Genomic DNA, 25,312 nt, shown 5'->3' with positions numbered 1-25,312 from the left:
ATCAACAGGGCCCCACCAACCTGATCCCCCCATCTCGCTATTTCTTGCCGAGCCCGTACTCACGCAGCTTGTTGGCGATGGCGGTGTGGGAGACCCCGAGCCGCTTGGCCAGCTGGCGAGTAGATGGAAAAGCCGGGTAGAGCCGCGCCAGCAGCTGGCTCTCGAAGCGCTTGACCGCCTCGTCGAGCCCTCCCTCAAACCACTCGTCGATGAGCGGCATGGTATCGGCCGCCATGGGCAAATCCACGTGCTCGGGGCCGATCTCGTCCCCTTCCAGCAGGGTCATGGCCCGGTAGAGACAGTTGCGCAGCTGACGCACGTTGCCCGGCCAGCGATAGGCGGTCAGGTATTCGGCCATGTTGCGGGTGAAACGCGGGCGCGGGCGCTGCAACTCGCTCGCGAAGCGGGAAACGAACTGCTGGGCCAGAGCCATGATGTCCGCCTTGCGCTCACGCAAGGGGGGCAGCGCCAGACTCAGCACGTTGAGGCGATAGTAGAGATCCTCGCGGAACTTGCCCTCGTGCACCAGATCCAGCAGTTGCTTCTGGGTGGTGCAGATGAAACGCACATTGACCCGCACCTCCTGCTCGTCCCCGACCCGGCGGAAGACCCCGTCTTGCAGCACCCGCAGGAACTTGGTCTGCAGATGGGGAGACATGTCGCCGATCTCGTCCAGCATCAGGGTGCCGCCGCTCGCCAGCTCCAGCACCCCGCGCTTGCCCTCGGTGTTGTTGCCAAAGGCGCCGGGGGCGTAACCGAATAGCTCGCTCTCGGCCACGTTGTCCGGCATGGCGGCGCAGTTGAGCGCCATGAAGGGGTGGCTGGAGCGCAGGCTGGCACCGTGGCAGGCGCGGGCTAGCAGCTCCTTGCCGGTGCCGGTTTCCCCGACGATCAGCAAGGGGGCGTCCTGCATCGCGAGCTTGGCGGCCTGAGCCAGCACCTCTTTCATCTTCTGGCTCTCGGCCTGCAGGTGCTCGAAGCCCCCCACTTCCACCGCGTGCAGCGCACTGAAGTGCATGCCGACCCGGCGGGCGGATTTGAGCACCACCACGGCGCCGGCCAGGGCCTGTCTGCCCTTCTCCTCCGCCACGAACAGCGGCATGAGATCACCGAGGTACTCCTCGCTACCGAGGCTCAGCTTGCAGGTCTGGGGGCGGATCTCTGGGGCCTCCAGCCAGCGGCTGAAGGAGAAGCCCTTGACCAGGGAGCCCAGCGCCAGGCCGCGCACCTCCTCCGATGGCAGGGCCAGCGTGGTGAGGGCGGACTGGTTGGCCTGGGTGATCTTGCCCTTGGCGTCGAGGGAGAACACCAGATCCGGCAGTGCCTTGAGCAGGGCCTCAATCTCGTGATGCTCCCGCTCGGAGGGCATGTAGGGAATGGTTTTGACGTCATAGACGCCAGGAATGCGGCGAATGCCCGGCATCAGGTGCTGGAAGTCGCTGAATTCCAGCTCGGGGAAGTTGAGGTAGATGATGCCTGAGGTATCGATTTCGATGCCACGCAGATCGATGTTGTGCTCCACCAGGCGGTCGAGGAGTTCCCGGGTCAGGCCCAGGCGGTCTTCACAGCTGACTTCAAGACGCATTCGGAACACACTTCCTAGCTAACATTCTGATTCACCGGATAATACAGACTCGATCCCGCCAGTGCGAGCGCTGACCCACAAAAATGCGGGCCCACCCGATTATCATCAGGCAGGCACGCGGGGAAAAACCGGGGAAAATGGCTTACTTCAGCAGCGCATCCGTGCGTGCCGCCATGATGAAGTCGTTGCGATGTAATCCGCCAATCTTGTGGGTCCACCAGCTCACCGTGACCTTGCCCCATTCGGTCAAGATGGCAGGATGGTGGAACTCTGCCTCCGCCAGCTCCCCCAGGCGATTGGTGAAGGCGAGCGCCTCCTTGAAGTTGCGAAAGCCAAACTCCCGGCGCAATTGCAGCTCACCGGCGACCACCAGGGGTTGCCAGTCTGGGATGGCGTGCATCAGCGTCGCCAGCTCCTCGTCGCTGACCTTGGGGGCATCGGCGCGGCACGCTTCGCACTGTTGGCTTGCCAGTTCGGACATGGGGGACTCCTTTGGTTAATAAATCGGAAAGTGGACGCTGGCCTCAGCTCGCCTGCTTGTCAGGGGCCGGGGCGAACAAGGGGGCATTGAGGCCAAGGCGACGCGCCTCGGCGAGCGTCCCCATGATGTCTTGCTCCGCCAGCCGGTAGAGGGCATCCAGGCTCGGCAACACGAAGTAGATGGGTTGCATGATGTCGATGCGATAGGGGGTGCGCAGCACCTCCATCAGGTTGAAGGGTTGCAACTTGGGCTGGCCGCTCAGGGCATAGGCGGTCTCGCCGATGGAGGAGAGGATGCCGCCGCCGTAGATGTGAAGGCCATCGCTCCCCTGCCCCTTACCTGCGTCCCCCTGCACCAGGCCGAACTCCACCGTGAACCAGTAGAGGCGTGCGAGAAAGACCCGCTCCTCCTTGCTCGCCTGCTGACCGAGCTGGCCGTAGACATGGGTGAAGTGGGCGAAAGCCGGGTTGGTGAGCATGGCGCAGTGACCGAACAACTCGTGGAAGATGTCGGGCTCCTGCAGATAATCGAGCTCGTCCCGGCGGCGGATGAAGGTGGCCACCGGAAACTGGCGGTTGGCCAAGAGCGAGAAGAAGCGGTCGAAGGAGATGAGCGCCGGCACGGCCACCACGGTCCAACCGGTGGCGGGTTGCAGCACGGCGTTGATCTCGGCGAGCTGGGGGATCCGCTCCCGGGGCAGGTCGAGGCGCGCGAGCCCCGCCACGTACTCCTCACAGGCCTTGCCACCCAGCGCCGCGAGCTGGCGCTCGATGAGGATCTGCCAGGTGCCGTGCTCCTCATCGCTGTAGTGGATGACGCCCTGCTCGTCCGGTTGATGTGCTGTATAGAGGCTGGCCATGATCCCTTCCATCCCGTGCCCTGCCTGGGCGCCGCTGCGTTGGCTCTGCGGGAGAAGCCCTGTGTGCACAGGTTCTCTCGCAAAGGTCTATGGGATCACTGTAACGGTTTGCCCCCTAAAAAAGCAGCCGACCCCGGGGTCGGCTGCCACGCACAAATGTAAATAATTTGTGACATCCAGGTTTGAGACTCCCATGCCAGACCCGAGTCATCATCCGGGCTCCGAAACGGGAGCGCCAGGGCCTCAGCGATTGAGATAGCCCGCCAATTGGCCGATGAGCCGCTTGCGCAACTCGCCGAGCTTGGGTTTCTCGTCGCCGCACCAGGGCAGCGGGCGGCACGCCTCTATGGTGCGCAGCCCGAGCCGTGCGGTGAGCAGCCCCGCCCCCACCCCCTGGGCGGCCCGCGCCGACAGCTTGGCGGTGAGCTCGGCACCGAGCAGATCCATCCCCACCTCGGTGACGAGTTCGGTGGCGCCGGCATAGAGCATGTTGCGAAACACCTGGCGGATCAGTTTGATTCGACTCCAATAACCGAGTTCGATGGCATAAACATCCGCAATATCTTCAATCATCCGCAGGTTTCGCCACAGCATCAGCATCATGTCGACGGTGGCAAGCGGACTCAGGGCCACCAGCACGGCGGCCTCCCCCGACCATTTGGCGACCCGGGCCTGGGCCAGCTTGTCCCGCTCGGTCAGCACCAGCTGGCTGTAAAGGGTCAGCACCTCCCGGTCGCTGTGACTCTCGTCGAGCTGGGAAAGCCAGTTGTGGTAACCCTCCCGCCCCTTGTCACCACTCTTCTCGGCCAGAGCCTCGCAAAATGCCTGGCCCTGCCCCACCCCCTGATGCGCCAGCAGGTCTTCGGCGCGCGAGCGCACATCCTGGCGCCGCTTGAGGGTACGCAGTCGCAGCCACTCACGGCCCGCCACGGAGGCCGTACCCACCAGCACCAGACCGGAGGCCAGCAGCCAGGCACCGCCCCAGAACGGCGAGGAGGCAAACTGGTCGGCGAGGAAGACCCCAAACTGGCCAAGGGAGAGCAGCCCCACGGCCCCCAGCCCCCATCCCAGCAGGCGGTGACGGCGACGGGGCTTGACGGTGAGGGCGGGCTCCACCTCGGTGAAATCATCGAGATCATCGAGACGCTCGAAGCTCGCCTCTTCCAGCCGCTGGGCCGGTGCGGGAGCGGGCTCCCGGGCTGGTGCCGGGATCACCGGATCCAGCACCATCTTCCCCTGCAGCGGCGCCTCATCCAGCGCACGCGGTTTTGTCTGATCGTTCATCGCTATGTTCCTCGGCGCCAGGTCGCGGGGTTGCCGCCGCCTGGCCACCTGATTATTCGAGGTGATCCCCGAGCAAGAATTCCAGCGCGGCATCGAGCCGGATATGGGGCAGCGCCTGATGGGCGCTCATGGGCAGCGGGCGAAATGCCTGGAAATCAAAGCCCTGGTGTTGCCACCACTGGGCCGACGGGATCTGGGAGGGCACCTCCCCCGGGAACAGCAGCAAGGGCTCGCCGTCCAGACTGGTGCCACGGATGGCGGGGAACTCCCGGCCATTGGCCTGCCCCTTGCCCACCTCGGTGGCCTTGATGGCGGCGAGCGCCAGGCATTCGGTCTCGATGCCCTCGAAGCGGGCCTGGCCGCGACCGCTGCTCACCAGATGTTGCAAAAGAGAGACCAGAGGCCCGTGCTGCTCCGGGGTCACGTGATCGGCCTTGCTCGCCACGAACAGCAACTTGTCGATGCGCGGGGCGAACAGCCTGCGCCACCAGTTGCTCTTGCCGTAGGCGAAGCTCTCCATGATGCGGGCGATGGCCTGCTGCATGTCACCAAAGCTGGCGGCACCGGCGTTGAGGGGTTGCAGGCAGTCCACCAGCACGATCTGGCGATCAAACCCGGCGAAATGCTGCTCGTAGAACCCCTGCACCAGGTGCTGCTTGTACTGCTCGAAGCGCTGCTTGAACGTGGCGTAGAGGGTGCCGTCGGCGGGCTCATGGGCAGGCTTCTCCCACACCCAGGGCACGAATTGCAGCAGCGGTGCACCGGCATACTCCCCCGGCAGCACGAAGCGCCCGGGCTGGATGAGGTGCAGGCCGAGCTCCCGCTTGCAGGCGTGCAGGTAGTCGGTGTAACGCTCCGCCAGCTCGCAGGCCGGTTTCTCCTCGAAGGGTTGATCCGCCTGCCAGACCGGTGCCAGCCAGCGACTGGCGAGCGCCTGCAGTTCGGGGCGGCGCAGTTGCTGCTCAACCTGCTCGCTCCACTGCTCGTAACTGAGATCCAGCAGGGGCAAGTCCAGCAGCCACTCGCCGGGGTAATCCACCAGATCCACATAGAGGGTGGAGATCTCCCCCAGATGGCGACGCAAGGGATGGCGGGTGCGATAACGAATTTCGAGACGTACCTCGGCCACCCCGCGGGTGGGCTCCGGCCAGGCGGGGGGATCGCCAAACAGAGCGTCGAGCCCTCGCTCGTAGGGGAAGGTGGGGATGTGGACGTTTTGCTGGGGCACCCGACGGGCCCCCAGGATCCGCCCCTGACGCTGGGCATCCCACAAGGGCAGCCGACCGTCGATGGCCGCATGCTCCAGCTGGTTTACCAGCGCCGTGATGAAGGCGGTCTTGCCACTGCGGGAGAGGCCGGTGACCGCCAGCCGGATGTGGCGATCCCGAACCCGGTTCACTACCTCATTGGCCTTGTGCTGCAGCACGGACCACTGCTGTTCGAACTTGTTTCGTATCAAGGCCTGATCAATCCTCTGTGTTGTCGCGCCCCTACCCTCGCTGGCCCAGGGCGCACTTGTCTCTTGTCACACTCTCATCACAGCTTGCTGAATTCCCGTTGCAAGTTGAACTCCTTGGAGGTGACCAGCTTCTCCATACGCTGCAATCTCGGCTCCAGGCTGTCGAGCTCCTGGGCGATGCGTCCCAGCGCCTGATGAGGGGTCACCCCCGCCTGCCAGCTGCGCGCCTTCATGCGCAGCTCGCCAAAATCGGCATCCTGCTCCCCATAGAGGGTCACCGGTTTCTTGTCGAGCAGGAACCAGGCCGCAATATAGGCGGTGAAGGTGATGAAACCGGCGAAGATGAGACCGCTGATGGCCAGCAGCCGCACTATCCAGGTCTCCACTCCGAAGTAGTCGGCAAGGCCGGCGCAGACGCCGGCAATCTTGCCCTGCTGGGGATCCCGATAAAGGTTGCGTTGACTGTTGGCGGCGCTCATACCTTGTTCCTCCAGCCGGGGACCTCGGCATCCAGGATGGACTCCAGGGCACCGACCCGCTCCTGCATCTTCTCGGCGCGCACCAGCAGCCCTTGCAGCTGTTCACGCTCGTTGTCGGCGAGGCCTGCCCCTATCCTGCCCTTGGCACGATAGTGCAGCACCAGCCAGATGGGGGCGACGATCACCATGAAGACGATGAGCGGCGTCGCCAGAATGCCAATGATGTCTTCCATCCATTACTCTCCTTTGGGAGCCGGGTTCTGACCCAGCTTCTCACGCATGGCCTCGAGTTCACGACTGATCTGATCGTCCACTTCCAGCTCGGCGAATTGCTGGGCCAGCGCCTTGTCGGATTGCCCCAGATCGGCGCGGGCTTCCATCTCGTCGATGCGACGCTCCATGCGCTCGAACTTGCTGACCACGGCCTGGCTGTCGCCACGGGCCACCTGGCTTTGCACGTTCAGGCGGCTGCTGGCCGCTTCGCTGCGAATGGCCATCGCCTTCTGGCGGGCACGGGCGTCTTCGAGTTTGGCTTCCAGCTGGCGAATTTCATCCCCCAGCTTGTCGATGCCGCTGTCCACCGCCTGTTGCTCCCGCTGGAGCGCATCGGCGAGCTCCACCTGCTTCTTCTTCTCGATGAGGGCGGCGCGGGCCAGATCTTCACGACCCTTGGTCAGCGCCAGCTCGGCCTTGGCCTGCCACTCGTCCACCCGCTCCTGATGGCGGCAGACCTGGCGGCCAATCTCTTTCTGGTTGGCGAGGAAGCGGGCCAGGTTGGAGCGCTCCTTCACCAGTTCATCTTCCATCTCTTGGATGATCAGGCGCACCATCTTCTGGGGATCTTCTGCCTTGTCGAGCAGGGCCGTCAGGTTGGAATTGATGATGTCGGCCAGACGGGAAAAAATACTCATGATTGTACTCCTGTGATGGGCATTGGGTTGTTTCTCCATTGACAATGGCAACTTGTGTGCCAATCTGGAACAAATTTTAACTTATTGATTTATATGGGCGCATTGGATGAAATTCAAGGACGCCGTCTCAAGGGGTGATAAAAATCACCAACTCTTGGTAAGATTGACCAGATTTTTCAACGAGCAGGGAGCAAGATGAGCACAACCACGGAGAGTCTGTTGGGTGAGTCCAACGCATTTCTCGAGATCATTGAGCAGGCCTCGCGACTAGCCCCCCTGCGCAAACCCGTGCTCATCATCGGCGAGCGGGGCACCGGCAAGGAGCTCATCGCCCACCGCCTACATTATCTCTCGGCCCGCTGGGATCAAAGCTTTGTCACCATCAACTGCGCCACCTTGAGTGAGAGCCTGCTGGAGACCGAGCTGTTTGGCCACGAGGCTGGCGCCTTCACCGGCGCTGCCAAGCGCCACCAGGGTCGTTTCGAGCGGGCGGACGGGGGCACCCTCTTTCTCGACGAGCTGGCCACCACCAGCGCCCGGGTGCAGGAAAAGCTGCTGCGGGTCATCGAATACGGGGAGTTCGAGCGGGTCGGCGGGGCCAAGCCCCTCAAGGTGGACGTGCGCCTGGTGTGCGCCACCAACGAGGATCTGCCCGCCTTGGCCGACAAGGGGCTGTTTCGACACGATCTGCTGGATAGATTGGCCTTTGACGTGATAACCCTCCCCCCTTTGCGGGAGCGACGGGAGGATATCCTGATGCTGGCGGAGCACTTCGCCCACAGCATGACCCGGGAGCTCGGCTATCCGCTGTTTGCGGGGTTCTCCCGCAAGGCGACCCAGCTGATGCTCGACTACCCCTGGCCCGGCAACGTGCGGGAGCTGAAAAACGTGGTGGAGCGCAGCATCTACCGCCAGGGCAACCCGCAATTGCCGCTGGCGGAGCTGGTGCTCAATCCCTTCGACTCCCCCTGGCGCCCTCGCGCCGCGAGCGTACAGACCTCCGCTCCCGCCGGGGAGGCGCCCTCTGCCGGCTCCCCGGCCCTCCAGTTGCCGCTGGATCTCAAGAGCACGGTGGCCGAGTTCGAGATTAATTTACTCAAGCAAGGGATGCAGCAATCCCAGTATAATCAGCGCAAAGCGGCCCAATTGCTGGCGCTGAGTTACCACCAGTTCAGGGGCATGCTGCGAAAATACCAGTTGCTCGACGGGGATGATGGCAATGGCAACCCAGAGCACGATGGCGCCTGAGTCAGGACCTGCCAGGGGCCATGTCACCCGCAGTTGATGGCGGAATGTGGCAAGATAGCGGCCAGGAGAGGGATGCTGCGCCGCCACGGCAGCAGCACGGGCCCTCACCACTCGCCAGCCCGGGTGCTGGCACTTTCGAATAAAAACATGGTTCCATAATGAGAATGCTCAAACCAATGCTGCTCGGGCTGCTGGTGCTGGTCACCGGTTGTCAGAAACAGGACGAGGCCTCCAAGACAGGGCTCATCTATTGCGTCGAAGGGGCGCCCCAGACCTTCAACCCGCAGCTCGCCAACTCGGCGGTGACCCTGGATGCCAGCGCCCGCCCCCTCTACGATCGCCTGCTGGAGGTCAACGCCAATACCCTGAGCATCGAAGGGGGGCTGGCCACCCGTTGGCAGATCAGTGACGACGGCCTGACTTACCGGCTCACCCTGCGCAAGGGGGTGACCTTCCATCGCACTCCCTGGTTCAATCCATCCCGTCCCTTCAACGCCGACGACGTGGTATTCACCTATCATCGCCTGCTGGACGAGCATCACCCCTACCACCATATCTCAGGTGGCGATTACCCCTATTTCTCGAGCCTCGGCCTCTCCTCCCTCATCAAGCGGGTCTACAAGAAGGGCCCCCATGAGGTGGTATTCGAGCTGAATCGGCCGGACTCCTCCTTCCTCGCCACCCTGGCCAGCGACTACGCCATCGTGCTCTCGGCAGAGTATGGCGAACAGATGCAGAAGGCCGGTACCCCCGAGCTGCTCGACAGCCGCCCCATCGGCACCGGTCCCTTCAGCTTCAAGGAGTACCGCCACAACGAGTTCGTGCGCTACCTGCGCCATCCCGGCTACTGGGGCGGCGAGGCCAGGATTGAGCAACTCATCTACGACATCACCCCCAAATCCTCCAAGCGGCTCGCCAAGCTGCTGACCGGGGAATGCGACGTGATGAGCACCCCCTCCGCCAGCCAGCTGTCGGTGATCGACAAGGATTCCCACCTCAATCTGTCGGTGCAGTCGGGCATGAACGTCGCCTTCCTCGCCCTCAACACCCGCAAGGCGCCGTTCAACAAGGTGAAGGTTCGCCAGGCCATCGCCAGCGCCATCAATGTGCAGAACCTGCTGCAGGCGGTCTATTTCGAGACCGGACAACCGGCGGTCAGCCTGCTGCCGCCCCTCTCCTGGGGCTACAACCCCTCCTTGCACCTGCGCAAGCAGGATCTCAAGCTCGCCCGTCAACTGCTCGCCGAGGCTGGTTTCCCCCACGGTTTCGAGATGCAGGTGCTGGTCCAACCGGGGGCGCGCCCCTACAACCCCGATGGCCTCAAGACCGCCCAGCTGATGCGCAGCGATCTGGCCAAGATTGGGGTGAAACTGAAAATCGTGCAGCAGGCCTGGCCGGTCATCGAGACCCGGCTCGCCAAGGGGCAATATGACAGCCTGCTCTCCGGCTGGGTCGCCGACAACGCGGATCCGGACAACTTCTTCCGCCAGTTGCTCAGCTGCGCCGCCGTCGAGCGGGGCAACAACTACAGCCGCTGGTGCAGCCCCGCCTTCGATCAACTGCTCGACGATGCGGTGACCACGCCCCAGCTCGCCTTCCGGCTGCGCAATTACTACTATGCCCAGACCCTGCTCGGCGAGCAGTTGCCGGTGATCCCCCTGGCCCATGCCCTGCGCACTCAGGTGAGCCGCAACGATATCGAGGGGCTTGCCCTTATGCCCTTTGGGGGCACCACGTTCAATCAGGCCCATCGGGAGTGAGCATGTTCCGACTTCTTCATGCCAGCGATGACGCTCCGTCATCCCACCGTCAGCGAGGACGGACCTAACCATGTTCTTCTATATCCTGCGCCGCATCACCTTGCTGCTCATCACCTTGCTGGTGCTGAGCATCGGGGCCTATCTGCTGGAATATCGCCTCATCACTCAGGTACTGGACTTCTGGCACGGCTACCCGGACTTCATGCGCCGGATCTTCGCCGGCGATCTCGGCGTCTCCAGCGTCTCCGGCCAGCCGGTGCTGGACGAGATCCGTCACTACTTCCCGGCTACCCTGACCCTCTGCCTCGCGGCCTTCGCCATCTCCCTGCTGGTGGGGATCCCGCTCGGCACCCTGGCTGCCCTCTACCAGGGGCGCAGCGTGGATCTCTCCATCATGACCGCCGGTCTCATCGGCTATGCCGTGCCGGTGTTCTGGCTGGGGCTGCTGATGGTGATGTTCTTCTCCCTGGATCTCGGCTGGCTGCCGAGCTCGGGCCAGATCAGCCTGCTCTATGACGTGCCCAACATCAGCGGCATTGCGATCATCGACGTGCTGATGAGCCAGGAGCCCTGGCGCGAGGCGGCCCTGCACGATGCCCTTCGCCATTTGGTACTTCCCTCCCTGGTGCTGGCGGTGGTGCCCACCACCGAGGTGATCCGCCATGTGCGCAGCTCCCTCATCGACGTGATGAAGCAGAACTACATCAAGGCCGCGGCGAGCCGTGGCCTCTCCCGTCGCCAGATCGTCTGGCGCCACGGCCTCAAGAATGCCCTGCCCCCGGTGTTGCCCCTGCTCGGGCTGCAGCTTGGCAGCGTGCTCACCTCCGCCATGATCACCGAGGTCGTGTTCGACTGGCCCGGCATCGGCCGCTGGCTGGTGAGCAGCATCGCCCTGCAGGATTATGCCGCCATCCGGGGAGCCTCCCTGGTGGTGGCGAGCTTCGTCATCTTCACCAGCGTCAGCACCGAACTGCTGACCACCATCATGTATCCGGCCAGGCGCAAAGAGCTCTATGCAAAGCAACACTGAACAGGGTCACGGGATGCAAAACATGACTGAACACGCCGATGGCCTGGGTGGGAGCCTGACTCATGCAAGATAAATCGAGCCTCTACCCGGAGCTCAGGATCCTCTCCCCCCTGGAGCAGACCTGGGCCGCCTATCGCCGCAACCCACTGGCCATGGCCGGACTATGGTGCTTCGGCCTGTTGCTGCTCATCACCCTCATCGGTCCCCTGGTGGTGCCCTATGGCATCGATGATCAGCACAGCACTCGCCTGTTGCTGGCCCCTTCCTGGGCCAGCACCGGCAACATCGACTACTTCCTCGGCACCGACGATCTGGGCCGTGACATCCTCTCCCGCCTGGTGGTGGGGGCCCGTCTGACCTTCGGCAATGCCCTGCTGGTGGTGCTGATTGCCCTGATCATCGGCTCCGCCATCGGCATCCTCGGCGGCATGAGCAAGGGGGTGAAATCGAGCGTGCTGCACCATCTGCTCGATACCCTGCTCTCCATCCCCTCCCTGCTGCTGGCCATCATAGTGGTGGCCATCCTGGGGCCCGGCCTGTTCAACACTCTGATCGCCATCACCCTGGCACTCATTCCGCCGTTCATCCGGGCGACCTACAACGCGGTCCACACCGAGATGCAGAAGGAGTACATCATCGCCAGCCGCCTCGACGGCTCGCCCCCCTCCCGCATCATGCGTCTCGCCATCTTGCCGAACATCGTCGAGACCCTGGTGGCCCAGACCACCCGCACCCTCTCCGCTGCCATCCTGGACATCTCGGCGGTGGGCTTCCTCGGCCTCGGCGCCCAATCCCCCCAGCCGGAGTGGGGTGCCATGCTGGCGGATTCGAGCGATCTCATCTATCTCGCCCCCTGGACCGTGACCCTGCCCGGCATGGCCATCCTGTTCAGCGTGCTGGTGACCAACGTGGTGGGTGAAGGGATCCGCGAAGCGCTCAAGGAGGGGAACGACTGATGGGGGTATCATTGAAGATGGGCAGCCTCAGCGCACTGGGCGCGCACCTGAGCTCCGCGCTGGGCATGCCGTCACGGGCAGGCGCCCGCGCACCACTCGAAGGGGGAAACGTCCATGCCCTTGCTTGATATCCGCAACCTCACCATCGAGATTGACACCCCCCAGGGCAAGGTCAAGGCGGTGGACAAGGTCAGCCTGACCCTGAGCGAGGGAGAAATTCGCGGCCTCGTCGGCGAATCCGGCTCCGGCAAGAGCCTGGTGGCCAAGGTGATCGTCGGCATCCAGAAGGACAACTGGACGGTGCGCGCCGACCGGATGCGCTTCAACGACATGGATCTGCTGACCATGGCCCCCAAGGAGCGACGCCGCATCATGGGCCGGGAGATCGCCATGATCTTCCAGGATCCCATCAGCTGTCTCGACCCCTCGACGGAGATTGGCACCCAGCTGGAAGAGGCCATCCCTACCGACTCCTTCGTCGGCAAGTTCTGGCAGCGCTTCCAGTGGCGCAAGAAGCGGGCCATCGCCCTCTTGCACCGGGTCGGGGTCAAGGATCACCGCAAGGTGATGCGGGCCTATCCCCACGAGCTCTCGGACGGCATGTGCCAAAAGGTGATGATCGCCATGGCCATCGCCAATCAGCCGCGCCTGCTGGTAGCGGACGAACCCACCAGCGCCATGGAGTCCACCACCCACTCCCAGATCCTGCGGCTGCTGGACAAGATGAACAAGCTGGGCAACACCACCATCCTCATCATCAGCAACGACGTGGCCGCCATCGCCAACCTGACCGACACCATCAACATCATGTACTGCGGCCAGATGGTGGAGGTGGGGACCCGCGAGCAGATCATGACCAGCCCTCATCACCCTTATACGGACGCCCTGCTCAAATCCATCCCGGACTTTGACAAGCTGGTGCGCCACAAGTCCCGGCTCGAAACCCTGCCCGGGGTGATCCCGCCCCTGCAGCACCTGCCCATCGGCTGCCGGCTCGGCCCTCGCTGCCCCTATGCCCAGAAGCAGTGCGTGCAGACCCCGCTGATGAGCAAGGTGAAGGGACACCAGTTCAGCTGCCACTTCCCCCTCAACATGGAAGAGCCGAAGAAATGATCGCTCCCCGTCGTCAGCCCCGGCTCCCGGGCGCGCCATCTCGACTGGCAGCTCATGGCACTGCACGCCTGTGTCCCGTCGATACAAAAATGATGACAACCGCCATTTTTTCAGCATGTTCCGCTACCCAGGAGCCAAGCCTGTGACCGAACCCTCTCTGTTGCAGGTCAGGGGCCTGTGCAAGACCTATCAGAACCGTACCGGCCTGTTCCGGCGCCAGGCGGTGGAGGCGATCAAACCCCTCTCCTTCAGCCTGGAGACGGGTCAGACCCTGGCCATCGTCGGCGAAGCGGGCTCCGGCAAGAGCACTCTCGCGCGCATTCTGGCGGGCATGATAGAGCCGAGCGGCGGCGAGATCGCCGTCGAGGGCCAGCGCCTGGTACACGGTGACTACCAGACCCGCTGCAAGCTGCTGCGGATGATCTTCCAGGATCCCAACACCTCCCTTAACCGCAAGATCCGGGTCGGCCAGATCCTGGAGACCCCCCTTCGCCTCAACACGGCGCTGAGCGAGGAGGAGCGACGGGAGAAGGTCGTCCAGACCCTGCGCATGGTGGGCATGCTGCCGGATCACGCCCTCTTCTACCCCCAGATGCTCTCCGCCGGTCAGCAGCAACGGGTAGGGCTGGCGCGGGCCCTGATCCTCAACCCCAAAATCGTGGTGGCGGATGAAGCGTTGTCGACCCTGGATATCTCGGTGCGCTCCCAGATCATCAACCTACTGCTGGAGATGCAGGAGACCACGGGGCTGAGCTATGTGCTGGTCGCCAACGATCTGGGCATCGTCAGCCACATCAGCGACGAGGTGCTGGTGATGCACGAGGGCCGGGTGGTGGAGCGTGGCAAGACCCTCAAGGTGTTCGCCGATCCCCAGCACGAGGTGACCCGCCGCCTCATCCAGAACTACAACAACGAATACCGCCGATAACCCCCAAACGGCCCGCTCGGGCCGTTTTTCCCCCTCTCAGCGACAAGACAGAACCGGCCTGTGAGCCGTTTTCAGCCATAAAAAAACCCGGCTTGTGGGCCGGGTATTGCGCTCAAAAAAAGTGATTGCGTCGCTCGTAGTAGGAACATCCCAGATACTAGGTGTGCCCCCTTTTATCAACAACTGTCAGATCTGACAGGCAGTCCGCTATGGAACCTGAACTGCGGATCCGGTGAGCAGATAAGCTCCGCTTCTATCTTCCCGAAGAAGGCCACCCGCTCGCTGATATCCTCCTCGGCGAACTGTTCGGCAAGGGCCAGATAATCCTGGTAGTGACGCGCCTCCGAGCGCAGCAGGGAGACATAGAAGCGCCCCAATTCATCGTCCAGATGAGGAGCCAGCTTGGCGAAGCGCTCGCAGGATCGCGCCTCGATGTAAGCACCGATGATCATCTTGTCCACCACGGCCGCGGGCTCGTAGGTGCGCACATGGGTGAGCAGGCTGCGGGCGTAGCGGGAGGCGCTGACCGGGCCATAGGGGATGTCGCGGGCCTGCATCAGCGCCAGCACCTGCTCGAAGTGGTGCAGCTCCTCCTGAATGAGCCTGACCATGGGAAACAGCAAGGGGTTGCGCTCAAGCTCGGCAAACACGCTTCTGTCCGACTCCCCCATGGTGCGCTTGCCCAGGATCTCCGCCTTCTCGGGGATGGCGTCCAGCTCCCGGTAAAACTCGAGCTTGGGCAGCAGGTGGCGTTTGCCCTTGGGCAGGCAGTAGCGGCGCACCAGACTGTGGGCGGTCAGGGCGGCCTTGTTCTCGCAGTTGGCGTGATCGATGAGCAGGGTCGACAACTGGGCGGGATCCCGCGCCATCTCCACCCACTCATCCGGGGTCTCACAATGCAGGAACTGGCGAACGGGGGCTAGCAGATCATCCATCTGAACTCTTGTACTCTCTGGTTGGCGTTGACTGACATACAGGCTGCGGCGGGTCGCCGCGAAGGGGGCCTATGCTAACGGATCCCGCCCCCGCTGCCCACCGCCATCACGCCAGCAGGCGCTTGAGGGAGTCGCGCCGGATCAGGGTGCCGCTGAAGGAGGGCAGTGTCTGAACGCCCCCCTCCTCCACCATGGTGATCAACCGGCTGATGGTCTCCTGGATCATCTCGGTCACCGGCATCTTGACGCTGGCCAGCGAAGGAATGACATAGGGGGCCAGGGCGATGTCATCGAACCCCACCACCGAGACCTGCTCTGGCACCGCCACACCGGATGCGTGCAACTGCTTGATGGCGCCGATGGCCATGTCATCGTTGCTGGCGATCAGGGCGCTGAAGGGTACACCTCGTGCCAGCAGGGTCGCCGCGGCGGCGGCGCCGCAGGCGGGGGTCCACTTGCCGGGGGCGATCAGGGCATCTTGCTGGGGCAAGCCGTGGCGAGCCAGGGCGTCGCGGTAACCTGCGAGGCGCTCGATGCCGGTCGGCGAATCGGACGAGCCGGCGATGAAGGCGATCTCCCTGTGCCCCATCTCCACCAGCTTGTCCACCACGGTCGCCGCCGCCACCCGCTGATCGGAATAGACGCAGTGGTGGTGGTGACGGGGCAATCGCCGGTTGAGCACCATGATGGGCTGGGGATGCTGCTCGATGATCTCGTCCATCTCCTCGACGCCGAGGAAACGGGGGTAGATGATGACGCCATCACAACGCGAGTCCAGCAGGTACTGAATGGCCTGACGCTCTTCCTCGGCGCTGTGTTTGCCATCGGCCAGGATCAGCTGGCGCCCGCGCGCCTCCGTCATCCGCGCCGCGTGCGAGAGCAGCTCGCCGAAGTAGACGCCGTGATAGAGGGTGTTGGTCACCACCAGCCCCAGGGTCTGGGTGCTTTTGGTCGCCAGCTGCCTCGCCACCAGATTGGGGCGATAGCCGCTCTCGTCGATGGCTTTGAACACCCGATCCCGGGTCTCCTGGCTGGTATAGCCATTGCCCGACAACACGCGGGAGACCGTCGCCTTCGACACCCCTGCCCGCCTCGCCACCTCCAGCATAGTGGTCATCTTCTTCATCCCTCCTATCCGACGGGCCGCAGTGTACTGCACGGGCCCCGGGTTGTCGCAGCAAGATTGTCGACGACGGGGTGCGTTCAGTGATCCCTTTCACGGATCTGCACAATGGTGGTGCGACCACCTTGTAACCCGATATGAAACTGCGCATGCTATGTGGAACCGGTTCCACATTCAGTTTCATGCCTTCTCATCCCGCCGTCAACGGGCCCGGATGAACAGGACCCATTTGGTAAAAAGGATACAGCTAGATGTCAAAAAACTATGCGGCCCTGGCCGGCCAGGTCATCAGGGCCCTCGGCGGAACCGGCAACATCAGTGCCGTGACCCACTGCATGACGCGCCTGCGCTTCGTGCTGCAAGACCCCGCCCAGCTCGACGGCCCGGCCCTGAAAGCCATCTCCGGGGTGCTCGGGGTGGTGCAAGGCGACAACCAGTGCCAGGTGATCATCGGCAACATGGTCTCCCACGCCTATAAGGAGGTGCTCGCCCTGCTGCCCGCCGGTGAGCACGCCCCCGCAGCCGAGGCCAAGCCCGGCTTCAGCCTCCGTCGCCTCGGGGCTGGCATCCTCGATGCCCTCATCGGCACCATGTCGCCGCTCATCCCGGCCATCATCGGCGGCTCCATGGTCAAGCTGCTGGCCATGGTGCTCAGCATGAGCGGCGTCGTGGAGACCACGGCCCCCAGCTACATCATCCTCAATGCCATCGGTGACGGCGCCTTCTTCTTCCTGCCGCTGATGGTGGCTGCCTCGGCGGCCATCAAGTTCAAGACCAACATGTCGCTCGCCATCGCCATCGCCGGCGTGCTGGTACACCCGAGCTTCATCGACCTGATGGCCAGGGCCGCCCAGGGTGAGCAGGTCAGCTTCGCCCTCATTCCGGTCACGGCGGTGAAATACACCTACACGGTGATCCCGGCCCTGGTGATGACCTGGTGCCTCTCCTACATCGAGCGCTGGGTGGACAGGATCACCCCGGCGGTGACCAAGAACTTCTTGAAACCCATGCTGATCGTGCTCATCGCCGCGCCGCTCGCCATCGTGCTCATCGGCCCCATCGGCATCTGGATCGGCACCGCCATCTCCGGCCTTGTCTACACGGTCCACGACTACCTCGGCTGGCTGTCGGTGGCCATCATGGGGGCCCTGTGGCCGCTGCTGGTGATGACCGGCATGCATCGCGTCTTCACCCCCACCATCATCCAGACCATCGCCGAAACCGGCAAAGAAGGCATGGTGATGCCGTCCGAGATCGGCGCCAACCTCTCCCTCGGTGGCTCTTCCCTCGCCGTGGCCTGGAAGACCAAGAACCCCGAACTGCGTCAGACCGCTATGGCGGCCGCCGCCTCCGCCATCATGGCGGGGATCTCCGAGCCCGCCCTCTACGGGGTGGCCCTGCGCCTGAAGCGGCCGCTCATCGCCAGCCTCATCAGCGGCTTCATCTGCGGCGCCGTCGCCGGCATGGCGGGGCTGGCCAGCCACTCCATGGCGGCTCCCGGTCTCTTCACCAGCGTGCAGTTCTTCGATCCGGCCAACCCCATGAGCATCGCCTGGGTGTTCGGCGTCATGGCGCTCTCCGTGGTGCTCTCCTTCATCCTGACCCTGGTGATGGGCTTTGAAGACATCCCGGTCGAGGCCCCCAAGGAGGCCGACGCGCCCCAGCCGGCTGCGACTGCCCAGGCCAAGGTTGGCCAGCGCCAAACCACCGCCAGCGCCTAACCCACTCATATCAGACATGACAAGAGGTAACAGATGTCGATAACCCGATTCCCCGAAGACTTCCTCTGGGGCGGCGCCCTGGCCGCCAACCAGGCGGAGGGGGGCTACCGCGAGGGCGGCAAGGGGCTGACCACGGTGGACATGATCCCCCACGGCCCGAACCGCATGGCGGTCAAGCTCGGCCAGGAGAAGCGTTTCTCCCTGCGAAGCGACGAGTATTACCCGAGTCACGATGCCATCGACTTCTATCACCGCTACAAGGAAGACATCGCCCTGATGGCCGAGATGGGATTCACCGTGTTTCGCACCTCCATCGCCTGGAGCCGGATCTACCCCAGGGGGAATGAGCACGAGCCCAATGCCGAGGGCATCGCCTTCTATCGTGCCGTGTTCGAGGAGTGCAAGAAATACGGTATCGAGCCCCTGGTCACCCTGTGCCACTTCGACGTGCCCATGCACCTGGTGACGGAATACGGCTCCTGGCGCAGCCGCCAGATGGTGGAATTCTTCACCCGCTACGCCCGCACCTGCTTCGAGCAATTCGATGGTCTGGTGAAGTACTGGCTCACCTTCAACGAGATCAACATCATGCTGCACAGCCCCTTCTCCGGCGCCGGGCTGGTGTTTGAGGAAGGGGAAGACAAGGAGCAGGTGAAGTACCAGGCGGCCCACCACGAACTCATCGCGAGCGCCCTCGCGACCCGGATTGCCCACGAGGTCAACCCCTGCAACCAGGTGGGGTGCATGCTGGCGGGGGGCAACTTCTACCCCTACTCCTGCAAGCCGGAAGATGTGTGGATGGCGCTCCAAAAAGAACGGGAGAACCTGCTGTTCATCGACGTGCAGGCCAGGGGCGCCTACCCGAGCTATGCCGCCAGCCTGTTTCGGGACAAGGGCATCCAGATCGTCAAGGCGCCGGAGGATGACGACATTCTGAAAAACACCGTCGATTTCGTCTCCTTCAGCTACTACGCCTCCCGCTGCGCCTCCGCCGACATGAACGCCGGCAACACCAGCGCGGCCAACGTGGTCAAGTCCCTGAAAAACCCCCACCTAGCAGTGAGCGAATGGGGCTGGGGCATCGATCCCCTCGGCCTTCGCATCACCATGAATACCCTCTATGACCGCTACCAGAAGCCACTGTTTTTGGTGGAGAACGGTCTGGGCGCCGTGGACGAGGTGAATGACGCAGGCGAGATTGAGGATGACTATCGCATCGGCTATCTGCGCGAGCACATCCACGCCATGGGAGATGCCATCGGTGACGGCATCCCGCTCATGGGCTACACCAGCTGGGGTTGCATCGATCTCGTCGCCGCCTCCACCGGCGAGATGAGCAAGCGCTACGGCTTCGTGTATGTGGACAGGGACGATGCGGGCAAGGGCACCCTCGAGCGCAGACGCAAGAAGTCGTTCTGGTGGTACAAGAAGGTCATCGCCAGCAACGGCGAGGATCTGGCATAACCGGATAGCCATGACAGGGATAAAAAAATGGGGGCCTCGGCCCCCATTTTCGTGTCGGCTCGCAAGCCGCGAGAAAACGTTTAACTGCCTTCGTTAAAAATTTCCAGGTTGCTGGTGCCTTCCTGCCACTCGCGCACGGCCTTGTTGTCGTCGCTGCGCATGGCATTGAGGTGATCCAGATAGCCCTGATCCACGTCGGAGGTGACGTAGTGGCCGTTGAACACCGAGGTCTCGAAGTGGCGCAGCTCGGGGTTGATCTCCCGCACCGCCTCTTCCAGATCTTCCAGATCCTGGAAGATGAGGCCGTCGGCGCCGATGATCTTGCACACCTCTTCCACTTCCCGGCCATGGGCGATCAGCTCGTTGGCGGTAGGCATGTCGATGCCATAGACGTTGGGGAAGCGAATTTCCGGCGCGGCGGAGGCGAAGTAGACCTTGGCGGCACCGGCTTCCCGCGCCATCTGGATGATCTGCTCGGAGGTGGTGCCACGGACGATGGAGTCATCCACCAGCAATACCTTCTTGCCCTTGAACTCGGAGCCGATGGCGTTGAGCTTGCGGCGCACCGACTTCTTGCGCTGGGTCTGGCCCGGCATGATGAAGGTACGGCCGATGTAGCGGTTCTTCACGAATCCCTGACGGTAAGGCAGGTCCAGGGTGTGGGCGATCTCCAGCGCCACGTCGCAGGAGGTCTCGGGGATGGGGATGACCACGTCGATGTCGAGATCTTCCCACTCGCGGGCGATCTTCTTGCCGAGCTTGCGACCCATGTTGAGGCGGGCGGCGTAGACCGAGACCTTGTCGATGCACGAATCGGGACGGGCGAAGTAGACGTACTCGAAGATGCAGGAGCTCATCTGCGGGTTGTCGGCGCACTGCTCGGAGAAGAGCTGGCCCTGCTCGGTGATGTAGATGGCCTCGCCCGGGGCGACGTCACGCACGGTCTCGAAGCCGATGGCATCCAGTGCCACGCTCTCGGAGGCGAGCATGTATTCAATCTGTCCCTGCTCATCGGTGCGACGACCCAGGATCAGCGGGCGGATGCCGTTGGGATCACGGAAGCCGATGAGGCCATGGCCAATCACCAGGGAGACCACGGCGTAGGCACCGCGGATCTGCTGATGCACCTTGCGCACCGCAGAGAAGATGTCCGCCGGCGCCAGCGCCATCTTGTCGCACAGGTCCAGCTCGTGGGCCAGCACGTTCAGCAGCACTTCCGAATCGGACGTGGTGTTGATGTGGCGGCGGGCCACCTTGAACTGCTGCTCCTTGAGCGCCTTGGCGTTGGTGAGGTTGCCGTTGTGGGCCAGCACCATGCCGTAGGGAGAGTTCACATAAAAAGGTTGGGCTTCTGCGGCACTGGAGCTGCCTGCGGTGGGATAACGGACATGTCCTATGCCGATATTCCCTTTCAGACGCTGCATGTGGCGCACTTCAAACACATCCTTCACCAGGCCGTTGGCCTTGCGTTGCCGGAAGTTTCCACTGTCTATGGTCACGATCCCGGCGGCGTCCTGTCCCCTGTGCTGCAACACCGTCAAGGCGTCGTAGAGGGCCTGATTGACGGGGGTGGTGCCAACTATACCGACAATACCACACATGTCTTTGCTACCTCGAAGTCACTGTACCGGTTGAATGAAACTCGATGAGCTCTGTATGAACCCAAAAAACCACTGGATCACCGGTTTGAACTCGGGAACCAGCTTGGATGCCGCCCACCAATCGCTCTGGGAGAGACTGGTGAAGGTATCCATGAAAAACAGCAGGGCACTGACGATCAGTACCCCGCGAATGGCGCCAAAACAGATGCCGAGCACCCGATCCGTGCCGGACAGGCCGGTCTTGTCCACCAGGAGCCCCACCACATAGTTCACCACGCTGCCGAGGATCAGGGTCGCCACGAACAGGGCGGCGATGGCCAGGCCATTGCGCACGAGGGCGTCGGAGAAGGAGGTGAAATAGACGGCGAGATCGGAATAGAAATGGCTGGCGATGAAGAAGGCGACGAACCAGGTGACAAGGGACATGGCCTCCTTGACGAAGCCGCGCACCAGGCTGATGAGGGCGGAAAAACCGATGATGCCGATGATGGCGTAATCAATCCAGACCATAGAAACGGGTGTCCTGCGAAATTGCGGCGCAGTCTAACAAAAACGATTGCGCAATGCTTGATAAAATTGTGTTAAAGCTTCACTACAGCGTCGATAGAGCCCTGTTTTACGGCACTAAAAACGATTGAGCCGCGCCCAAATGCACAACGCCATGGCACTGCCATGGCGTTGTCATTACGGCGTTCGGCTTAGCCGATATGGGTCAGACCACCCATGTAGGACTGCAACGCCTTGGGAATGGCGATGCGGCCGTCGGCCTGCTGATAGTTCTCCATCACCGCCACCAGGGTACGACCCACCGCGAGGCCGGAGCCGTTCAGGGTGTGCAGCAACTGGGGCTTGCCGTCGATGCGTACCCGGCCCTGCATGCGGCGGGCCTGGAAATCGGTACAGTTGGAGACGGAGGAGATCTCGCGGTAGGTATCCTGCGCCGGCAGCCAGACTTCCAGATCGTAGGTCTTGGCGGCGCAGAAGCCCATGTCACCGGTGGCCAGCGCCATCACGCGATACGGCAGCTCCAGCAGTTGCAGCACCTTCTCGGCGTGACCCACCATCTCTTCCAGGGCATCCCAAGATTTCTCCGGGTGCACCAGCTGGACCATCTCGACCTTGTCGAACTGGTGCATGCGGATGAGGCCACGGGTGTCACGGCCGTAGGAGCCCGCTTCGGAGCGGAAGCAGGGACTGTGGGCGGTCATCTTGATGGGCAGGTCCTGCTCGTCGAAGATCTCGTCGCGGGCCATGTTGGTCAGCGGCACTTCGGAGGTCGGGATCAGGGAGAACTTGCGCACGTGGCCCTCTTCGTCCCCTTCCCCGTTGATGCCGGTGTTGAACAAGTCTTCGGAGAACTTCGGCAGCTGGCCGGTGCCGTACAGGCTGTCCGGGTTCACCAGGTAGGGAACATAGCATTCGGTATAACCGTGCTGCTGGGTGTGCAGGTCCAGCATGAACTGCGCCAGGGCGCGGTGCAGGCGGGCAATCTGACCCTTCATCACCACGAAACGGGCACCGGAGAGCTTGACCCCGTTCTTGAAGTCCACGCCCTTGGCCGCTTCACCGAGATCGATGTGATCGCGTACCGGGAAATCGAAGGCGCGCGGGGTACCCCAGCGACGCACTTCCACGTTGTCGTTCTCGTCACGGCCCACCGGGGTGGTGTCGCTCGGCAGGTTCGGGATGGCGTCGGAGATGGCCTTGAGGTCGCGCAGCAGCGCCTCGAGTTCAACCTTGCTGGTCTCAAGCTCTTCGTTGATCAGGGTGACTTGTGCCTTGAGCGGGGCCACATCTTCACCACGACGAGCTGCCTCACCGATGGACTTGGAGCGGGCGTTGCGCTCGGCCTGCAGCTCCTGGGTGCGGGACTGCAGATCCTTGCGTTTCTCTTCCAGAGCATTGACAGCCGCTACGTCCAGGACGTAGCCACGTGTCGCCAGACGAGCGGCAGCTTCGGCGATATCGCTGCGCAGATATTTGGGATCCAGCATGGTTTACCTACTTTTTTAATGAGATCTGAGCCCGGGGCATGGCCCTGGCGAGAAAACAGATCAGGAAGTTAATATCGATTGGCGTACCCCAGCCGTCTTTAAGAAGAAAGTTGGATCTTTCCAGCCTTCAAAATCAAGAAGATGGCACCGAGCCAAGACAACGGGGTCAGTGGGGCAGTGTAGCAGACCGCCCCCCCGCCCGAACAGGGCGTTATGGGGTCGTTTTTCGCAAGTTTTACGACAGGGGCGGCACTTCGCACCGCCCATCGGCGCATTGCACTGCCCTGCCTCATTGAAACGACTTATTTATCCCGTTTTTTCGGGCTTTGGCTGTCCAGTTCACGCAGATAATCGAGCTTTTGCCCTATCTGCTTCTCCAGACCCCGATCGGTGGGCTGGTAGTAGTGCTTGCTGGCGAGCTCCGGCGGGAAGTAGCTCTCGCCGGCGGCGTAGGCGCCGGGCTCGTCGTGGGCGTAGCGGTACTCGGCGCCGTAGCCGAGTTCGCTCATCAGCTTGGTCGGGGCGTTGCGAAGGTGGGGTGGCACCTCGAAGTCCGGCAGGTTTCTGGCGTCATTGAGCGCCGCCTTCCAGGCAACATAAACCGCATTGCTCTTGGGAGCGCAGGCGAGGTAGACGATGGCCTGGGCGATGGCCCGCTCCCCTTCCGCCGGGCCGATGCGATGGAAGCAATCCCAGGCGGACAGGGCTACCTGCATGGCGCGGGGATCGGCATTGCCCACGTCCTCCGAGGCGATGGCCAGCAGCCGGCGGGCGATATAGAGGGGATCGCAACCGGCGCTCACCATGCGGGCGTACCAGTAGAGGGCCGCATCCGGCGCCGAGCCGCGAATGGATTTGTGCACCGCCGAGATGAGGTCGTAGAAGTGATCGCCCCCCTTGTCGAAGCGGGCCACATGCTCCCCCACCATGGCGGCAAGCAGGCTGCTGTCGATAACCCGCTCCCCCGCTCCGTTCGCCTCGGCCATGTCGGCCAGGAGCTCCAGGTAGTTGAGGGACTTGCGCCCGTCCCCGTCCACGGCTTTGGCCAACGCCTCCTTCACCCCGGGGGCGAAGTGCAGGCCGGGATCACTCAGGCCGCGGGGATCGGTCAGCGCCTGATCGATCATGGCGAGGATGTCCGCCTCTTCCAGGCGTTTGAGCAGATAGACCCGGGCCCGGGAGAGCAGCGCGTTGTTGAGTTCGAACGAGGGGTTTTCAGTGGTGGCACCGATGAAGGTGATGGTGCCGTCTTCGATATGGGGCAGGAACACATCCTGCTGGCTCTTGTTGAAGCGGTGCACCTCGTCCACGAACAGGATGGTGCGCACCCCACGCCAGCTGTTCTCCTTGGCCTTGTCGATGGCCGCGCGGATCTCCTTGATGCCGGAGGTGACCGCCGAGAGTCGCTCCACCTCGGCCTGGCAGTAGTGCGCCATCAGTTCTGCGAGGGTGGTCTTGCCGGTGCCGGGGGGGCCCCAGAGGATCATGGAGTGGCAGTGGCCCGCCAGTATGGCCTTTCGCAGGGGTTTGTCGGGCCCCAGGATATGCTGCTGGCCGATGTATTGATCCAGGTTCTGCGGCCGCATGCGGGCCGCCAGCGGGCGAAAGTCCGACGAAAAATCCAGGGATAAATTGCTCATCAGGGTTACTCGTCCAATGGGGTGCAGGCCGCGTCCGATGGGACACCGGGCGGCGGTCTGCTCCCGCTCATCAGCGTTGGTCGTCCAGCGCGACACCCTTGGGGATCTTGAACACGAACTCATTGCCCTTGAGCGCCGGCTTGCGATTGAAACTGCTCAGGGTGAATTCGCTCCACTGCCCCTGGGCCTCTTTCACATCGAAGCGGTTGATGTTGTTCTGTCTGTCGAAGGTGATGCGAAAGGAGGCGATCAGCTCGTCCTTGTTGCGGCTGGTGACGGTGTAGACGTCCCCCTGCTGGGTCACTTCATAGTTCTTCCAGAGCGCGTCGTCGTTGCCGGCGATCAGCACGAAGGGGGTGTTGAGCACGGCGTCTTTCAACTTGAGGGCGGTGACCTGCTCGACGAAGGGATCGTAAATCCAGACATCCTTGCCGTCGGCCACGATTAGGCTCTCGTCCGGGGTGGTGGTGTGCCAGTTGAAACGATTGGGGCGTTGCACCAGCAGGTCGCCACCGGCGCGCTGCAGCTCCTTGCCCTTGCTGTCATAGACCACCTGGGAGAACTTGGCGGAGAAGAGGCTGACACCCGCCAGCTTCTGTTTGAGATCGCTGGCGGCATCCGCCCAGACCTGGCTGCTGGCCAGCAGCAGTACAGAACCCATCAACAATGCTATTTTCATCACGATTCCCATGTCAGAGGGTCAGATAAAGGCCATGTCCGCAGACATGGCCAGGATGATAT

At 62.9% G+C, this 25,312-nt stretch carries 23 protein-coding genes; 8 read left to right on the top strand and 15 right to left on the bottom strand.

Translation table 11 applies throughout. The annotated features are described in order from the left end of the window. Positions 1-37 precede the first annotated feature (37 nt). From tyrR to pspA, 8 genes are all read right to left on the bottom strand, one after another. Complete coding sequence (gene tyrR / locus ACW5W7_RS03380) at positions 38-1,585, bottom strand: transcriptional regulator TyrR (protein WP_456500767.1); 1,548 nt, start codon at positions 1,583-1,585, stop codon at positions 38-40. Positions 1,586-1,727: 142 nt separating this feature from the next. Beyond that, complete coding sequence (locus ACW5W7_RS03375) at positions 1,728-2,066, bottom strand: 4a-hydroxytetrahydrobiopterin dehydratase (protein ID WP_456500766.1); 339 nt, start codon at positions 2,064-2,066, stop codon at positions 1,728-1,730. A 43-nt stretch (positions 2,067-2,109) separates the two neighbouring features. After that, positions 2,110-2,925, bottom strand: a complete 816-nt coding sequence (gene phhA / locus ACW5W7_RS03370; protein WP_456500765.1) for a phenylalanine 4-monooxygenase — start codon at positions 2,923-2,925, stop codon at positions 2,110-2,112. A gap of 243 nt (positions 2,926-3,168) precedes the next feature. Beyond that, a complete protein-coding gene (locus ACW5W7_RS03365; RefSeq protein WP_456500764.1) occupies positions 3,169-4,209 on the bottom strand; it encodes a YcjF family protein in 1,041 nt (346 codons plus the stop codon). Positions 4,210-4,261: 52 nt separating this feature from the next. Next, the gene (locus ACW5W7_RS03360) at positions 4,262-5,668 is read right to left on the bottom strand and encodes a YcjX family protein (RefSeq protein WP_456500763.1); all 1,407 of its coding nucleotides are present in this window, start codon (positions 5,666-5,668) and stop codon (positions 4,262-4,264) included. Positions 5,669-5,745: 77 nt separating this feature from the next. Further along, positions 5,746-6,147 carry an envelope stress response membrane protein PspC gene (gene pspC, locus ACW5W7_RS03355; protein WP_349922052.1) on the bottom strand — a complete coding sequence of 134 codons (402 nt, stop codon included), beginning with the start codon at positions 6,145-6,147 and terminating at the stop codon, positions 5,746-5,748. Beyond that, on the bottom strand, positions 6,144-6,380 hold the full coding sequence (pspB, locus tag ACW5W7_RS03350) for an envelope stress response membrane protein PspB (protein ID WP_349922051.1): 237 nt from the start codon (positions 6,378-6,380) through the stop codon (positions 6,144-6,146). Before pspB ends, pspC begins: the two co-directional genes overlap by 4 nt. Positions 6,381-6,383: 3 nt before the next feature. Then, complete coding sequence (gene pspA / locus ACW5W7_RS03345) at positions 6,384-7,058, bottom strand: phage shock protein PspA (protein ID WP_349922050.1); 675 nt, start codon at positions 7,056-7,058, stop codon at positions 6,384-6,386. Positions 7,059-7,253: 195 nt separating this feature from the next. Between pspA and pspF the strand changes: the two genes are divergently transcribed. The 6 genes from pspF (at position 7,254) to ACW5W7_RS03315 (ending at position 14,093) form a co-directional block, all read left to right on the top strand. Next, entirely contained in the window at positions 7,254-8,306 is a 1,053-nt protein-coding gene (gene pspF / locus ACW5W7_RS03340; RefSeq protein WP_456500762.1) for a phage shock protein operon transcriptional activator, read from the top strand. A gap of 164 nt (positions 8,307-8,470) precedes the next feature. Then, positions 8,471-10,066, top strand: coding sequence for an ABC transporter substrate-binding protein SapA (gene sapA / locus ACW5W7_RS03335; RefSeq protein ID WP_434667701.1), 1,596 nt, complete (start codon positions 8,471-8,473; stop codon positions 10,064-10,066). A 70-nt stretch (positions 10,067-10,136) separates the two neighbouring features. Next, positions 10,137-11,096 carry an ABC transporter permease subunit gene (locus ACW5W7_RS03330; RefSeq protein ID WP_434667698.1) on the top strand — a complete coding sequence of 320 codons (960 nt, stop codon included), beginning with the start codon at positions 10,137-10,139 and terminating at the stop codon, positions 11,094-11,096. 62 nt (positions 11,097-11,158) lie between these two features. After that, entirely contained in the window at positions 11,159-12,052 is an 894-nt protein-coding gene (locus ACW5W7_RS03325) for an ABC transporter permease subunit (RefSeq protein WP_456500761.1), read from the top strand. A 114-nt stretch (positions 12,053-12,166) separates the two neighbouring features. Further along, positions 12,167-13,165: a peptide ABC transporter ATP-binding protein gene (locus tag ACW5W7_RS03320; RefSeq protein WP_456500760.1), complete on the top strand. Its 999-nt coding sequence runs from the start codon at positions 12,167-12,169 to the stop codon at positions 13,163-13,165. A gap of 142 nt (positions 13,166-13,307) precedes the next feature. Then, positions 13,308-14,093, top strand: a complete 786-nt coding sequence (locus ACW5W7_RS03315; RefSeq protein WP_349922044.1) for a peptide ABC transporter ATP-binding protein — start codon at positions 13,308-13,310, stop codon at positions 14,091-14,093. A 176-nt stretch (positions 14,094-14,269) separates the two neighbouring features. On the opposite strand, the gene miaE is transcribed toward ACW5W7_RS03315, so the two are convergent. Continuing rightward, the gene (miaE, locus tag ACW5W7_RS03310) at positions 14,270-15,028 is read right to left on the bottom strand and encodes a tRNA isopentenyl-2-thiomethyl-A-37 hydroxylase MiaE (protein ID WP_456500759.1); all 759 of its coding nucleotides are present in this window, start codon (positions 15,026-15,028) and stop codon (positions 14,270-14,272) included. Positions 15,029-15,134: 106 nt separating this feature from the next. Next, complete coding sequence (locus tag ACW5W7_RS03305) at positions 15,135-16,145, bottom strand: LacI family DNA-binding transcriptional regulator (protein ID WP_456500758.1); 1,011 nt, start codon at positions 16,143-16,145, stop codon at positions 15,135-15,137. A 257-nt stretch (positions 16,146-16,402) separates the two neighbouring features. Here ACW5W7_RS03305 and ascF point away from each other — a divergent pair, with 257 nt between their 5' ends. Both ascF and ACW5W7_RS03295 read left to right on the top strand, forming a co-directional pair. Continuing rightward, complete coding sequence (ascF, locus tag ACW5W7_RS03300) at positions 16,403-17,872, top strand: PTS cellobiose/arbutin/salicin transporter subunit IIBC (RefSeq protein ID WP_456500757.1); 1,470 nt, start codon at positions 16,403-16,405, stop codon at positions 17,870-17,872. 33 nt (positions 17,873-17,905) lie between these two features. Beyond that, on the top strand, positions 17,906-19,336 hold the full coding sequence (locus tag ACW5W7_RS03295) for a 6-phospho-beta-glucosidase (RefSeq protein ID WP_456500756.1): 1,431 nt from the start codon (positions 17,906-17,908) through the stop codon (positions 19,334-19,336). Between the two features lie 80 nt (positions 19,337-19,416). Here the strand turns inward: ACW5W7_RS03295 and purF are convergent, their stop codons facing one another. The 5 genes from purF to lolA all read right to left on the bottom strand — a co-directional run bounded on the left by purF (position 19,417) and on the right by lolA (position 25,250). Further along, positions 19,417-20,937: an amidophosphoribosyltransferase gene (purF, locus tag ACW5W7_RS03290; protein ID WP_349922039.1), complete on the bottom strand. Its 1,521-nt coding sequence runs from the start codon at positions 20,935-20,937 to the stop codon at positions 19,417-19,419. A gap of 18 nt (positions 20,938-20,955) precedes the next feature. Beyond that, complete coding sequence (locus tag ACW5W7_RS03285; RefSeq protein ID WP_349922038.1) at positions 20,956-21,447, bottom strand: CvpA family protein; 492 nt, start codon at positions 21,445-21,447, stop codon at positions 20,956-20,958. A gap of 188 nt (positions 21,448-21,635) precedes the next feature. Continuing rightward, entirely contained in the window at positions 21,636-22,931 is a 1,296-nt protein-coding gene (serS, locus tag ACW5W7_RS03280) for a serine--tRNA ligase (protein ID WP_349922037.1), read from the bottom strand. A 302-nt stretch (positions 22,932-23,233) separates the two neighbouring features. Further along, a complete protein-coding gene (locus tag ACW5W7_RS03275) occupies positions 23,234-24,571 on the bottom strand; it encodes a replication-associated recombination protein A (protein ID WP_456500755.1) in 1,338 nt (445 codons plus the stop codon). Between the two features lie 70 nt (positions 24,572-24,641). Beyond that, positions 24,642-25,250: an outer membrane lipoprotein chaperone LolA gene (gene lolA / locus ACW5W7_RS03270; protein WP_456500754.1), complete on the bottom strand. Its 609-nt coding sequence runs from the start codon at positions 25,248-25,250 to the stop codon at positions 24,642-24,644. Between the last annotated feature and the right edge of the window lie 62 nt (positions 25,251-25,312).

It is taken from the genome of Aeromonas intestinalis (assembly GCF_054052485.1).
Note: the sequence above shows the minus strand (reverse complement) of the source record. Positions and strands in the feature narration are given on the sequence as shown.

What these genes read in the sequence shown, in the direction of transcription:
- tyrR (WP_456500767.1), bottom strand. Translation starts at nt 1,585, where the DNA reads ATGCGTCTTGAAGTCAGCTGTGAAGACCGCCTGGGCCTGACCCGGGAA.
- ACW5W7_RS03375 (WP_456500766.1), bottom strand. Translation starts at nt 2,066, where the DNA reads ATGTCCGAACTGGCAAGCCAACAGTGCGAAGCGTGCCGCGCCGATGCC.
- phhA (WP_456500765.1), bottom strand. Translation starts at nt 2,925, where the DNA reads ATGGCCAGCCTCTATACAGCACATCAACCGGACGAGCAGGGCGTCATC.
- ACW5W7_RS03365 (WP_456500764.1), bottom strand. Translation starts at nt 4,209, where the DNA reads ATGAACGATCAGACAAAACCGCGTGCGCTGGATGAGGCGCCGCTGCAG.
- pspC (WP_349922052.1), bottom strand. Translation starts at nt 6,147, where the DNA reads ATGAGCGCCGCCAACAGTCAACGCAACCTTTATCGGGATCCCCAGCAG.
- pspB (WP_349922051.1), bottom strand. Translation starts at nt 6,380, where the DNA reads ATGGAAGACATCATTGGCATTCTGGCGACGCCGCTCATCGTCTTCATG.
- pspA (WP_349922050.1), bottom strand. Translation starts at nt 7,058, where the DNA reads ATGAGTATTTTTTCCCGTCTGGCCGACATCATCAATTCCAACCTGACG.
- pspF (WP_456500762.1), top strand. Translation starts at nt 7,254, where the DNA reads ATGAGCACAACCACGGAGAGTCTGTTGGGTGAGTCCAACGCATTTCTC.
- sapA (WP_434667701.1), top strand. Translation starts at nt 8,471, where the DNA reads ATGCTCAAACCAATGCTGCTCGGGCTGCTGGTGCTGGTCACCGGTTGT.
- ACW5W7_RS03330 (WP_434667698.1), top strand. Translation starts at nt 10,137, where the DNA reads ATGTTCTTCTATATCCTGCGCCGCATCACCTTGCTGCTCATCACCTTG.
- ACW5W7_RS03325 (WP_456500761.1), top strand. Translation starts at nt 11,159, where the DNA reads ATGCAAGATAAATCGAGCCTCTACCCGGAGCTCAGGATCCTCTCCCCC.
- ACW5W7_RS03320 (WP_456500760.1), top strand. Translation starts at nt 12,167, where the DNA reads ATGCCCTTGCTTGATATCCGCAACCTCACCATCGAGATTGACACCCCC.
- miaE (WP_456500759.1), bottom strand. Translation starts at nt 15,028, where the DNA reads ATGGATGATCTGCTAGCCCCCGTTCGCCAGTTCCTGCATTGTGAGACC.
- ACW5W7_RS03305 (WP_456500758.1), bottom strand. Translation starts at nt 16,145, where the DNA reads ATGACCACTATGCTGGAGGTGGCGAGGCGGGCAGGGGTGTCGAAGGCG.
- ascF (WP_456500757.1), top strand. Translation starts at nt 16,403, where the DNA reads ATGTCAAAAAACTATGCGGCCCTGGCCGGCCAGGTCATCAGGGCCCTC.
- ACW5W7_RS03295 (WP_456500756.1), top strand. Translation starts at nt 17,906, where the DNA reads ATGTCGATAACCCGATTCCCCGAAGACTTCCTCTGGGGCGGCGCCCTG.
- purF (WP_349922039.1), bottom strand. Translation starts at nt 20,937, where the DNA reads ATGTGTGGTATTGTCGGTATAGTTGGCACCACCCCCGTCAATCAGGCC.
- ACW5W7_RS03285 (WP_349922038.1), bottom strand. Translation starts at nt 21,447, where the DNA reads ATGGTCTGGATTGATTACGCCATCATCGGCATCATCGGTTTTTCCGCC.
- serS (WP_349922037.1), bottom strand. Translation starts at nt 22,931, where the DNA reads ATGCTGGATCCCAAATATCTGCGCAGCGATATCGCCGAAGCTGCCGCT.
- ACW5W7_RS03275 (WP_456500755.1), bottom strand. Translation starts at nt 24,571, where the DNA reads ATGAGCAATTTATCCCTGGATTTTTCGTCGGACTTTCGCCCGCTGGCG.
- lolA (WP_456500754.1), bottom strand. Translation starts at nt 25,250, where the DNA reads ATGAAAATAGCATTGTTGATGGGTTCTGTACTGCTGCTGGCCAGCAGC.